The 12393-nt window shown below is 72.6% G+C and carries 12 protein-coding genes; 8 read left to right on the top strand and 4 right to left on the bottom strand.

All coding sequences use genetic code 11. The features are described 5' to 3' along the window. Positions 1-59 precede the first annotated feature (59 nt). Genes ACWFQ8_RS00120 through ACWFQ8_RS00105 form a run of 4 tightly spaced genes read right to left on the bottom strand, consistent with a single transcriptional unit; the run spans position 60 to position 2977 of the window. On the bottom strand, positions 60-986 hold the full coding sequence (locus ACWFQ8_RS00120; RefSeq protein ID WP_453784270.1) for a slipin family protein: 927 nt from the start codon (positions 984-986) through the stop codon (positions 60-62). Between the two features lie 43 nt (positions 987-1029). Then, entirely contained in the window at positions 1030-1932 is a 903-nt protein-coding gene (locus tag ACWFQ8_RS00115; RefSeq protein WP_453783924.1) for an aminoglycoside phosphotransferase family protein, read from the bottom strand. A 44-nt stretch (positions 1933-1976) separates the two neighbouring features. Then, positions 1977-2417: a DUF4439 domain-containing protein gene (locus ACWFQ8_RS00110; RefSeq protein WP_453783923.1), complete on the bottom strand. Its 441-nt coding sequence runs from the start codon at positions 2415-2417 to the stop codon at positions 1977-1979. Then, on the bottom strand, positions 2414-2977 hold the full coding sequence (locus ACWFQ8_RS00105) for a hypothetical protein (protein ID WP_453783922.1): 564 nt from the start codon (positions 2975-2977) through the stop codon (positions 2414-2416). The genes ACWFQ8_RS00110 and ACWFQ8_RS00105 overlap by 4 nt, the downstream gene beginning before the upstream one ends. Before the next feature lie 155 nt (positions 2978-3132). On the opposite strand from ACWFQ8_RS00105, the gene rimP reads away from it, so the two are divergent. The 8 genes from rimP to ACWFQ8_RS00065 all read left to right on the top strand — a co-directional run bounded on the left by rimP (position 3133) and on the right by ACWFQ8_RS00065 (position 12377). Next, positions 3133-3630 (top strand): ribosome maturation factor RimP, encoded by a 498-nt coding sequence (gene rimP, locus ACWFQ8_RS00100; protein WP_453783921.1) that lies wholly within the window; start codon positions 3133-3135, stop codon positions 3628-3630. Between the two features lie 2 nt (positions 3631-3632). Continuing rightward, entirely contained in the window at positions 3633-4643 is a 1011-nt protein-coding gene (gene nusA / locus ACWFQ8_RS00095; protein WP_453783920.1) for a transcription termination factor NusA, read from the top strand. A gap of 177 nt (positions 4644-4820) precedes the next feature. Then, positions 4821-5114: a YlxR family protein gene (locus tag ACWFQ8_RS00090; RefSeq protein ID WP_453783919.1), complete on the top strand. Its 294-nt coding sequence runs from the start codon at positions 4821-4823 to the stop codon at positions 5112-5114. A 143-nt stretch (positions 5115-5257) separates the two neighbouring features. Then, on the top strand, positions 5258-8386 hold the full coding sequence (infB, locus tag ACWFQ8_RS00085) for a translation initiation factor IF-2 (protein WP_453783918.1): 3129 nt from the start codon (positions 5258-5260) through the stop codon (positions 8384-8386). 186 nt (positions 8387-8572) lie between these two features. Then, positions 8573-8866, top strand: coding sequence for a DUF503 domain-containing protein (locus ACWFQ8_RS00080; protein WP_030030358.1), 294 nt, complete (start codon positions 8573-8575; stop codon positions 8864-8866). A 34-nt stretch (positions 8867-8900) separates the two neighbouring features. Beyond that, positions 8901-9353, top strand: a complete 453-nt coding sequence (gene rbfA, locus ACWFQ8_RS00075) for a 30S ribosome-binding factor RbfA (RefSeq protein ID WP_453783917.1) — start codon at positions 8901-8903, stop codon at positions 9351-9353. Then, a complete protein-coding gene (gene truB, locus ACWFQ8_RS00070) occupies positions 9350-10258 on the top strand; it encodes a tRNA pseudouridine(55) synthase TruB (protein WP_453783916.1) in 909 nt (302 codons plus the stop codon). The genes rbfA and truB overlap by 4 nt, the downstream gene beginning before the upstream one ends. A gap of 1162 nt (positions 10259-11420) precedes the next feature. Continuing rightward, positions 11421-12377, top strand: a complete 957-nt coding sequence (locus ACWFQ8_RS00065; RefSeq protein ID WP_453783915.1) for a bifunctional riboflavin kinase/FAD synthetase — start codon at positions 11421-11423, stop codon at positions 12375-12377. Positions 12378-12393 lie beyond the last annotated feature (16 nt).

Raw genomic sequence — 12393 nt, 5'->3', positions numbered from 1 at the left:
GCCGGCGTTCGAGGCGCGGGGTCCGGGGCGGAGCCCCGATCTCCGGGCCGCACCGGCCGCTACGGGCGCAGCCCGGCGTCGGGGTCCACCGAGTCCACCGGGTCCACCGGAACCGGCGGGACCCCGTCCGGGGCCGGGCCCCCGTCCTCGCCCGGGCCCCCGGCGGGCGGAGCCGCCGCCCCGCCCCTCGCGGCGGAGTCGGAGCCCTGCTCCGGGTGCGCCGGCGCCGGCGCGGCCCGCTCCAGGAACCGCAGCAGTTCCACCGGAAACGGCAGCACCAGCGTCGAGTTCTTCTCGGCGGCCACCGCCACCACCGTTTGCAGCAGCCGCAACTGCAGCGCCGCCGGCTGCTCCGACATGACCTCCGCCGCCTCGGCCAGCTTGTGCGAGGCCTGGAGTTCGGCGTCCGCGTTGATCACGCGTGCCCGCCGCTCCCGGTCGGCCTCCGCCTGCCGGGCCATCGACCGCTTCATCGTCTCCGGCAGCGACACGTCCTTGATCTCGACCCGGTCGATCTGGACGCCCCACCCCACCGCCGGACTGTCGATCATCAGCTCCAGCCCCTGGTTGAGCATCTCCCGGTTGGAGAGCAGGTCGTCCAGGTCGGACTTGCCGATGATCGACCGCAAGGAGGTCTGCGCCATCTGCGAGACCGCGAAGCGGTAGTCCTCCACGGCCACGATCGCGCTCGCGGGGTCGACGACCTTGAAGTACACCACCGCGTCCACGCGGACCGTGACGTTGTCCCGCGTAATGCCCTCCTGCGCGGGCACCGGCAGCGTCACGATCTGCATGTTCACCTTCTTCAGGCGGTCCACGGCGGGCAGGATCACGGTGAAACCGGGCCCCCGGATCCCCTCGCGCAAGCGGCCGAAGCGGAAGACCAGGCCCCGCTCGTACTGTTTCACCACCCGGGCCGCGACACCCATGTAGGCCGCGATGCCCACACCCGCGGCGATCCCCGCGGTCAGCAGTTCTTCGACCATGACGGCCCCCTGCCCGGACATGTCTACCTATGAACGGTATGCCCTACAACCAGGCGGCGAACTCCAACAACAGCTCGGCCTCCCGACGCCGTCCCGCCGCCAGGGCCCGGTTCCCGGACTCCACCGCCCGGAACACCGTCCAGCCGCGCAGCCGTTCCCGGTCCACTTCCAGGGCGTCGGCCAGCTTGTTCACCCGGCGCCGGGCCCCCGCCGCCCCCGCCGAGGTGGCCATCTGGTCCTCCAGCCGGTCCCGGACCAGCCGCGCCAGGTCGTACGCCCGCTCGCCGACCAGCGGATCCGGTCCCACCGTCAGCCACGGGGCCCGTTCGCCGGCCAGCACCTTGCCCTGCCGGAAGTTGCCGTGCAGCAGCAGTTCCTCACCGGGCAGGGCCGTCAGCTCCTCGCGGATCGCCAGAGCCGTCGCGGCCAGGGCCTCCGCCTCGGCCGGCGCCGCCCGCAAGGCCCGCGCCTGCCGCTCCGTGCGCTCCGCGACCGTCTCCCATCCGTGCCCGGCCGGCGGCGCCACCCACAGCCTGCGCAGGGTGCCGCTCGCCTCCAGCAGGGCCTTGGCCTCCGGCAGCGAGCGCAGCGAGACCTCCGGATGGAGCCGCTCCAGGAGCAGCGCGCCGTCCACCTCGTGATGGCGGGTGTCCAGGACCCGTACGGCCCCGAAACCGCCCCAGTGCGCGAGCGCGGCCAGCTCCAGGCCGGGCCGGGCCTGCGGGGGCGCGAGTTTCAGAGCGGCCGGGGTGCCGTCGGCGTACCGGACGAGGACGACCAGGCTGCTGCGGCCCCCCGGGGCCTGCACCCGCTGGGCCTGTACCTCGCGCCGGGCCAGCGCGTCCTCGGTGAGCCCGGGCAGCTGCCCCAGCCAGTCCGCGTCCCGCGCCGTCTCCGGCAGCTCGCCGAGCGCCCGTACAAGCCGCTGCGGCGGTTCGAAAGCCATGCGTGAGTGGTCCCTTTCAGTGGAGCCGGGCCCGTCGCGCTGCCTCAGCGCATTTCCGTGAGCCCAGGGAAGGCTACGCCGACCCCGCGCCAGCGTGCCGCCCGCACGGCCGCGGCGCTCAGCGCGTCGGCCGCCTCCCGGCGCAGCGGACCCTCGGCCGCCCGCACCAGATCGGAGTACGCGCCGGCCACGCGGTCCTCGATGTCGGCCGCCATCCGCTCGGCGTCGGCGGGGGTGCGCACCGCGAACGGGAGGGCGTACGCGGCCTCCGCGGCGCGCGGCGCCCCGCCCAGCTCCCGCACGGTACGGGCGAGGGCGTCCCGGCGCGCGAGGTGCTCGCCGTACGCCTCCCGGGCCTCGGCGGCGCGGGCGCCGGCGCTGCGGGCGCCGATCACCCCGTACCCGTACGCGGCCGCGTGCTCGGCGGCGAGTGCGGCCTGCGCCGCTTCCAACGGGCGGCCGACGGGGGAGGGTTCGGGCGTCACGGCTTGGCTCCCGGGGTCGAGGTCAGCAGATGGGCGTGGACGGCGCCGCAGGCGGCCACCGAGGCCAGCAGCCGGGCCAGCTCCCCGGGCGCCGCGGCGAGATCGACGGTCCGGGTCTCGGACAGGCGCCGCTCGGCGTCGGCGAGGGCGGTCAGCGCGTCGGCGGGCTGCGGCGGCACGGGCGGCACCGGCTCGGCGGGCGTCGCGGAACCGCCCGCCGCCGCTCCGGACGGGGACGAGGGCGGCGGGGAACCCGAAGGGGGGCGCACGGCCGTTCCGGACGGCGACAGGGCCGCCACGTGCGCCGCGACCGAGGCCCGCAGCGGCGCGAGCCGCTCCGTCAGCGCCGGATGGGCGGTGGTGGTGGCGTCGTAGCGCTCCACCAGCCGCTCACTGTCACGAACGGCTGCCGCGCGCATCCGCCGTTCGAGTGGAATACCGGTGTCGCCGTCGGGCGGGTCGCCCTCGGAGCACCCGGTGAGCAGGGCGGCGCCGGCCGCACCGGCGGCACCGACGAGCAGGCTCCTCCGCGAGGGCCGAGGTGGCGGGGTCCAGGGCACGGCGACGTCCTCGGGGGTGATGGCGGGACAGGTGTGATCACCGTACCCGGCGCCCCGTCCACAGGGCTGACGGCAACACCCTCCGCGACCGGATACCCTTTGACCTGACACACGACGGACATCACAACAGCACACGCGGCCGAGGAGTCACCCGGATGAGCACCACCCAGAGCGACAGGCTGCGCGGACTGCTGGAGCCGCTCGTCGCCGCCAAGGGCCTGGACCTCGAAGAGATCGAGCTGTCCCGGGCGGGCAAGCGCCGGATGCTGCGGATCATCGTGGACTCCGACGAGGGCGTGGAGCTGGACGCGTGTGCCGAGCTGAGTCGCGAGGTCTCCGACGCGCTCGACGCGTCCGACGTGATGGGTGAGGACGAGTACGTCCTCGAAGTGAGCTCGCCGGGCGCCGACCGCCCGCTGACCGAGCACCGTCACTACGTACGGGCGATCGGCCGCCTCGTGAAGTTCCAGCTCGCGGACGGCGGGGAAATCATCGCCCGCGTCCTCGACGTGGACGACGAGGGCCTGGACCTCGAAATCCCGGGCGTGAAGGGCCGCAAGGCGACCGCCCGCCGCATCACTTTCACCGACATCGCCAAGGCGCGCGTCGAGATCGAGTTCAACCGCAAGGACAAGAAGGAAGAGGAGGCGTAGCCGTGGACATCGACATGAGTGCCCTGCGGGGTCTGGTCCGGGAGAAGGAGATCTCCTTCGACCTGCTCGTCGAGGCGATCGAGTCGGCCCTCCTCATCGCGTACCACCGGACCGAGGGGAGCTTCCGCCGCGCCCGCGTCGTGCTGGACCGCACCAACGGTCACGTGGTCGTGTGGGCGACGGAAGACCCGAGGGACCTCGAAGAGGGCCAGGAGCCGAAGGAGTTCGACGACACCCCGTCGGACTTCGGCCGCATCGCGGCGACGACCGCCAAGCAGGTGATCCTCCAGCGTCTGCGCGACGCCGAGGACGACCTGACCTTCGGCGAGTTCGCCGGCCGCGAGGGCGACGTCATCACCGGCGTCGTCCAGCAGGGCAAGGACCCCAAGAACGTCCTCGTCGACATCGGCAAGCTGGAGGCCATCCTGCCCGTGCAGGAGCAGGTAGCCGGCGAGGAGTACACGCACGGCCTGCGCCTGAAGGCGTACGTCGTGCGGGTGGCGAAGGGTGTCCGCGGCCCGTCCGTGACCCTCTCGCGCACCCACCCCAACCTGGTGAAGAAGCTCTTCTCGCTGGAGGTCCCGGAGATCGCCGACGGTAGCGTCGAGATCTCGGCGATCGCCCGTGAGGCGGGACACCGCACCAAGATCGCCGTCCGGTCCACCCGCTCGGGCCTCAACCCGAAGGGCGCCTGCATCGGCCCGATGGGCAGCCGTGTGCGCAATGTCATGGCGGAGCTGCACGGCGAGAAGATCGACATCGTCGACTGGTCGGACGACCCCGCCGAGATGGTCGCGAACGCCCTGTCACCGGCCAGGGTGAGCAAGGTCGACGTCGTCGACTGGGACACCCGCTCCGCCCGGGTGACCGTGCCGGACTACCAGCTGTCGCTGGCCATCGGCAAGGAGGGCCAGAACGCCCGCCTCGCCGCGCGGCTCACCGGCTGGCGCATCGACATCCGCCCCGACACCGAGACGGTCCAGGACGCCGACTCGGACCGGGACGGGGAATAAAACCGGTACCGGTCGGGGCTACCCCGACGGTAGACAGGATCACGACCGCGCGCACGGGACCCCCAGCGGGTTCCGCGCGCGCCGCGTGGGACGTCCGGAACGACCACATCGACGACCGTTCGACTTTCGCCCGGATCTCGCCGGGGAATACGTCGGTGCGGGGAGGTAGACTTAAGCGTGTCTGGCCGGACGCAAGCCCGCGCACGCCCCGAACGCACCTGTGTCGGGTGCCGGGAGCGAGCGGCCAAGAGCGATCTGCTGCGCATCGTGGCGGTCGAGGACGCATGCGTCCCCGATCCAAGCGGTACGCTGCCCGGTCGGGGTGCGTACGTGCATCCCGCCGTGGTCTGCCTCGACCAGGCGGTCCGCCGCCGCGCGTTCCCCCGGGCCCTCCGGTCCGCCGGAGCACTCGGGACGGACGAACTGCGCAACGCCGTGGCCGGCGAGGCCGGGGCACACCGAAAGAAGTAGTACGGCGCACGGATACCCCGTGCGGTCAGGTACCTCGCGAGTTGGAAGTAGGTCGAGATTGCGATGAGCACTCGATGAGTACGCGATGAGTACGCCCATGAAGTAGCGACGGTCCGGCGTAACCCGGACCTAAAAGGAGCGAAGTGGCTAAGGTCCGGGTATACGAACTCGCCAAGGAGTTCGGAGTGGAGAGCAAGGTCGTCATGGCCAAGCTCCAAGAACTCGGTGAATTCGTCCGTTCGGCGTCCTCGACGATCGAGGCGCCGGTTGTACGCAAGTTGACTGACGCACTGCAGGGGCCCGGCGGCAACGCCGGCAAGTCCGCTGCGAAGCCCGGCGCGCCCCGCAAGGCCGCGCCCGCCAAGCCCGCAGCGCCCTCCCCGGCCGCTGCGGCACGTCCCGCCGCCCCGAAGCCCGGCGCACCGGCTCCCAAGCCGGCCGCTGCCGAGGCTCCGGCCCCCGGCGCCCCGGTGACTCCGGCCGCATCCGGCCCGCGTCCCGGCCCGAAGGCTCCGGCCGCCCCGAAGCCCGCTCCGGCGGCGCCCGTGGCGACCGAGTTCTCCGCGCCTCCGGCGGCTCCGGCCGCCCCGGCGCGCACCGAGCGTCCCGCCGCGGCCCCCGGCCCCCGTCCGGCGCAGCAGCGTCCGGCGGCCCAGGGCGGCCAGGCCGGCGCCCGTCCCGGTGCCCCGCGTCCCGCGGGCACCACTCCCGGTGCTCCGGCGCAGCGTCCCGCGGGCCCCGGCTCGCAGGCCCCGCGTCCGCAGGGTTCCCGTCCGGCGGGTCCCCGTCCGGGCAACAACCCGTTCACCTCTGGTGGCTCCACCGGCATGGCGCGCCCGCAGGCGCCCCGTCCGGCCGGCGCTCCCCGTCCCGGTGCCCCCGGCGCCGGCGGCGGCCAGGGTGCTCCCCGCCCGCAGGGCGGCCCCGGCGGCGCTCCGCGTCCGCAGGGTCAGGGCGGCGCCCGTCCGACTCCGGGCGGCATGCCCCGTCCGCAGGGCGGCGCCCCGCGTCCGGGTGGTGCTCCCGGCGGTAACCGTCCCAACCCGGGCATGATGCCGCAGCGTCCCGCTGCCGGTGGTCCCGGTCCGCGTCCCGGTGGCGGCCCCGGTGGCCGCGGTCCCGGTGCCGGTGGCGGCGGTGCTCGTCCCGGTGGCGGCGGCGCCCGTCCCGGTGGCGGCGGCTTCGCCGGCCGTCCGGCCGGTCCGGGCTCGCGTCCCGGTGGTGGCGGCGGCTTCGGCGGCCCGCGTCCCGGTGGCGGCGGCTTCGGCGGCGGTCCGGCCGGTGCCGGTGGCGGCGGTCGTCCCGGCTTCGGCGGGCGTCCCGGTGGTCCCGGTGCCCGTGGTGGCACGCAGGGTGCCTTCGGCCGTCCCGGCGGTCCGGCCCGTCGTGGTCGCAAGTCCAAGCGTCAGAGGCGCCAGGAGTACGAGGCCATGCAGGCCCCGTCCGTCGGCGGCGTGATGCTGCCCCGCGGCGGCGGCGAGACCGTTCGCCTGTCGCGCGGTGCGTCCCTCACCGACTTCGCGGAGAAGATCAACGCCAACCCGGCGTCGCTCGTCGCCGTGATGATGAACCTCGGCGAGATGGTCACTGCCACGCAGTCCGTCTCCGACGAGACGCTCGAAATGCTGGCCGGCGAGATGAACTACGTCGTCCAGATCGTCAGCCCGGAGGAAGAGGACCGCGAGCTCCTCGAGGGCTTCGACATCGAGTTCGGCGAGGACGAGGGCGGCGAGGAATACCTCATGCCGCGTCCGCCGGTCGTGACCGTCATGGGTCACGTCGACCACGGTAAGACCCGACTGCTCGACGCCATCCGCAAGACGAACGTCATTGCGGGCGAGGCCGGCGGCATCACGCAGCACATCGGTGCGTACCAGGTCGGTACCGAGGTCAACGGTGAAGAGCGCAAGATCACCTTCATCGACACCCCGGGTCACGAGGCGTTCACCGCCATGCGTGCCCGCGGTGCCAAGTCGACCGACATCGCGATCCTCGTGGTCGCGGCCAACGACGGCGTCATGCCGCAGACGATCGAGGCGCTCAACCACGCCAAGGCCGCCGGCGTCCCGATCGTCGTCGCGGTCAACAAGATCGACGTCGAGGGTGCCGACCCGGTCAAGGTGCGCGGTCAGCTCACCGAGTTCGGTCTGGTCGCCGAGGAGTACGGCGGCGACACGATGTTCGTCGACATCTCCGCCAAGCAGGGTCTGCACATCGACTCCCTGCTCGAGGCCGTCGTCCTCACCGCCGACGCCTCGCTCGACCTGCGCGCCAACCCGGAGCAGGACGCTCAGGGTATTGCGATCGAGTCCCACCTCGACCGCGGCCGCGGTGCCGTCGCCACCGTCCTCGTCCAGCGCGGTACCCTCCGCGTCGGCGACACGATGGTCGTGGGCGACGCCTACGGCCGTGTGCGCGCCATGCTCGACGACAAGGGCAACAACGTCGAGGAAGCGGGTCCGTCGACCCCCGTCCTGGTCCTGGGTCTCACCAACGTCCCCGGCGCCGGCGACAACTTCCTCGTCGTCGACGAGGACCGTACGGCCCGTCAGATCGCCGAGAAGCGGGCAGCGCGCGAGCGCAACGCCAACTTCGCCAAGCGCGTCCGTCGCGTGTCCCTCGAGGACCTCGACTCCGTGCTCAAGGCCGGTCTGGTCCAGGAACTCAACCTCATCATCAAGGGCGACGCGTCCGGTGCGGTCGAGGCTCTCGAGTCCTCGCTGCTCCAGCTCGACGTCGGTGAAGAGGTCGACATCCGGGTCCTGCACCGCGGTGTGGGTGCGGTCACCGAGTCCGACATCTCGCTGGCGATGGGTTCCGACGCCATCGTCATCGGTTACAACGTCCGTGCGGCCGGCCGTGCCGCGCAGATGGCGGACCGCGAGGGCGTCGACGTTCGCTACTACTCGGTGATCTACCAGGCCATCGAGGAGATCGAGGCGGCCCTCAAGGGTCTCCTCAAGCCGGAGTACGAAGAGGTCGAGCTCGGTACGGCGGAGGTCCGCGAGGTCTTCCGCTCGTCCAAGCTGGGCAACATCGCCGGTGTCCTCATCCGGTCCGGCGAGGTCAAGCGCAACACCAAGGCGCGGCTCCTGCGCGATGGCAAGGTCATCGCGGAGAGCCTCACCATCTCCGGTCTGCGCCGCTTCAAGGACGACGTCACCGAGATTCGCGAAGGCTTCGAGGGCGGTATCAACCTCGGCAGCTACAACGACATCAAGATCGACGACGTCATCGCGACGTACGAGATGCGCGAGAAGCCGCGCGCGTAAGCGCGAGGCGGTTCGCACCGTGTCGTAACGCGTAGCACCGGGGCCGGTCGGCGGAATATCCGTCGATCGGCCCCGGCCGTTGCGTGTACGGTTCTGGTGACCCGGCCGTGCGAGCGCCGGGTGACCTCCACCGGGCGACGGCCCGGAGGGCCACCGAACCCGCACCGGCGGGACATCCGGAACTGCATGTACGTAGGGACTCTGTCCTTCGATCTGCTCCTCGGCGACGTCCACTCGTTGAAGGAGAAACGCTCCGTCGTCCGCCCCATCGTGGCCGAGCTCCAACGCAAGTTCTCCGTGAGCGCGGCCGAAGTGGGCGACCAGGACCTGCACCGCAGGGCCCGTATAGGGGTCGCCCTGGTGAGTGGGGACGCGGGGTTCCTCTCGGACGTACTGGACCGCTGCGAGCGGCTGGTCGCGGCGCGTCCGGAAGTGGAGTTGCTGTCCGTACGACGGCGCTTCCACGGTGATGAAGACTGATTGCTTGTCTGCAAGAAAAGAAGGAGACGGACCAGTGGCCGACAATGCGCGGGCGAAGAAGCTGGCGGACCTCATCCGGGAGGTGGTGGCCGAGAAGCTGCAGCGCGGTGTCAAGGATCCCCGCCTCGGCACGCACGTGACCATCACGGACACCCGGGTCACCGGCGACCTGCGGGAGGCCACGGTCTTCTACACGGTTTACGGTGACGACGAGGACCGGGCCAGTGCGGCAGCGGGCCTGGAGAGCGCCAAGGGCGTCCTGCGCTCCGCGGTCGGCCGGGCGGCGGGGACCAAGTTCACGCCCACCCTGACCTTCGTCGCCGACGCCCTCCCCGAGAACGCGAAGACCATCGAGGACCTCCTCAACAAGGCGCGCGCCTCCGACGCCCAGGTGCGCGAGGTGTCCTCCGGGGCGAAGTACGCCGGCGAAGCCGACCCGTACAAGAAGCCGGGCGAGGACGACGACGAGGACGCAGCCGCGGAATGAGCACCGAAGCAGGGAAGACTCCGGACGGCCTTGTCATCGTCGACAAGCCGTCCGGCTTCACTTCGCACGACGTGGTCGCCAAGATGCGCGGGATCGCCAGGACCCGCCGCGTCGGCCACGCCGGCACCCTCGACCCGATGGCGACGGGCGTGCTGGTCCTGGGCGTCGAGAAGGCCACCAAGCTCCTCGGCCACCTCGCGCTCACGGAGAAGGAGTACCTCGGCACGATCCGCCTGGGCCAGAACACCCTGACGGACGACGCCGAGGGCGAGATCACCTCCTCGGTGGACGCCACCTCGGTCACCCGCGAGGCCGTGGACGCGGGAGTCGCCAAGCTGTCCGGCGACATCATGCAGGTCCCCTCCAAGGTCAGCGCCATCAAGATCAAGGGCGTGCGCTCCTACAAGCGCGCCCGCGACGGCGAGGACTTCGAGATCCCGGCCCGGCCGGTGACCGTCTCCTCGTTCCAGGTGTACGACATGCGCGGGGCGCAGGCCGAGGACGGCACCCAGGTCGTCGATCTCGTCGTCTCCGTCGTCTGCTCCAGCGGTACGTACATCCGCGCCCTGGCCCGTGACCTCGGCGCCGACCTGGGCGTCGGCGGGCACCTGACCGCGCTGCGGCGCACCCGGGTGGGGCCGTACAAGATCGACCGGGCGAAGACGCTGGACCAGCTCCAGGAGGAGCTGACCGTCATGCCGATCGGCGAGGCGGCGGCCGCCGCCTTCCCGCGCTGGGACCTGGACGCCCGGCGGGCATCGCTGCTCGCCAACGGCGTGCGGATCGAGATGCCGGACGCGTACGAGGCCGGCCGGACCGTTGCGGTCTACGGGCCGGCGGGCGAACTGCTCGGCCTGGTGGAGAGCAAGGGGGGCAAGGCGAAGTCCCTCGCGGTCTTCGCCTGACCACCGCCCGCCCCGCACCCCGCCCGCCCGCGCCCGCGGCCCGGGCCCGGGCCGGTTCTCGCCCCGCACCCCGCCCACCTGGGCCCGCGGCCGTGCCCAAGCCGGCTCCCGCCCGGGGCCCGGGCCTGGGCGGGAGCCGGCCTGTGGCTCGTCCGGCGGACCGGCTCGTGGCCTGACTGTCCGGCGGTCCGGCCCGTGGCCTGGCCCCGACAATTCGCGGTTTGGCCCGGACGTGCCGGTCCATGCCCGGGTCCGGGGCCGGTCCGCGGACCCATTCTTCGGCCGTCCCCGGCGGGGTCCTTCGCTTGGCCTCCCGGTGAACCGTCCCTGAGGCCTGTCCGTCCGGGGGGGCGGCGGTGCGTGGCCTGGGCTCGGGGTCGGCCGGTACGGGCCTTCGGCCGTCCCCAGGCCGGCCCCTTCGCCTTGCTGCCCGGTGGACCGGTACGTGGTTCGGCCCCGGACGGGCCGGTTCTTCGGAGGCCGACCCGGGTGAACCGGTCTGTCGGCCGGCCCTTCCGCCGGACCCGTGGTACCGGTCCGCGGATCGGTTTCTCCGGCTGCCACGGAAGCCGATCCGCGCCCCCCGACCCCGGTGCCGCTGCCGCGTTGTCGACGTGGAGCGGTGAGCGCCGCACTCACTGCCGCTCACCGCTCCACGACCCCCCTCGGGTAGGTGTCTGTCCATCCGGACCCCGTTATTCACCCGTCCGAGCAGGCGCTCGGAGTGATGGAGGGAGCGTAAGGGGGGCGCTTTTGCTGTGGCCAGGTCGTCCAGGAGGAGCCGGAACCCGCGTGCGTCCTGCCCCTGGGGTGGACGTCGAGCCGGCGATCGGTGCGCGGTGGTCTTCCGCGGCAAGCGGCGGGCCGTGTGGATGGACCGCGACCCGCACGTACGCGGCCGGTGCCGCCGGACGACCGGAGCCGCGAGCGGCCGCGGCGCACCCGGCGGCCGGGTCGGCGTCGGGGTCGGCGTCGGGGCGGCGGCGCCGGCGGGACCGAGGGCGTGGCGGGCGGTGGAGACCCTCGGCGGAGCAGCGGCGGACGTGACGTGACGGAGGTGCCGGATGCCGATGCGGGGCACCGGCCGACGGCATGGCAGTCTTAGACCTGCAATCGGCAATCGGTACAGGGACTACACGGGTTCGGGCGAGGAGCGGTCACAGTGCAGCGCTGGCGTGGCTTGGAGGACATCCCCCAGGACTGGGGACGCAGCGTCGTCACCATCGGCTCCTACGACGGTGTGCACCGGGGTCATCAGCTGATCATCGGACGGGCGGTCGCCAAGGCGCGCGAGCTGGGCGTCCCGTCCGTCGTCGTCACCTTCGACCCGCATCCGAGCGAGGTCGTCCGGCCCGGCAGCCATCCGCCGATCCTGGCCCCGTACGACCGCCGCGCCGAACTGATGGCCGGGCTGGGCGTGGACGCGCTGCTGATCCTGCCGTTCACGGCGGAGTTCTCGCAGCTCTCCCCGGCCGACTTCATCGTGAAGGTGCTCGTCGACAAGCTGCACGCGCGCGCCGTCATAGAGGGACCGAACTTCCGCTTCGGCCACCGGGCCGCGGGGAACGTCGATTTCCTCAGCGAACTGGGCTCCACCTACGACTACGAGGTCGAGGTCGTGGACCTGGTCGTGCGGGGCGCGGCGGGCGGCGGTGTGCCGTTCTCCTCGACGCTGGCGCGGAAACTGGTCGCCGACGGTGACGTGGAGGGCGCGGCCGAGATCCTCGGACGGCCGCACCGCGTCGAGGGCGTCGTGGTGCGCGGAGCGCAGCGCGGACGGGAACTCGGCTACCCCACCGCCAACGTCGAGACGCAGCCCCACACCGCCATCCCCGCGGACGGCGTGTACGCGGGCTGGCTGAACGCGGACGGCGAGCGGATGCCCGCGGCGATCTCGGTCGGGACGAACGTCCAGTTCGACGCCACCGAGCGGACCGTGGAGGCGTACGCGATCGACCGCATCGGGCTGGACCTCTACGGCATGCACGTGGCCGTCGAGTTCCTCGCGTACGTGCGGGGCATGGCGAAGTTCGAGTCGCTGGACGGGCTGCTCGAAGCGATCGCGGACGACGTGAAGCGCGCGCGGGTGCTGACGGACGCGTACGACGCCCGACGCTGACGCGCGGCGCTGACGG

The sequence above is a fragment of the Streptomyces sp. NPDC055254 genome, from assembly GCF_053606025.1.
Note: the sequence above shows the minus strand (reverse complement) of the source record. Positions and strands in the feature narration are given on the sequence as shown.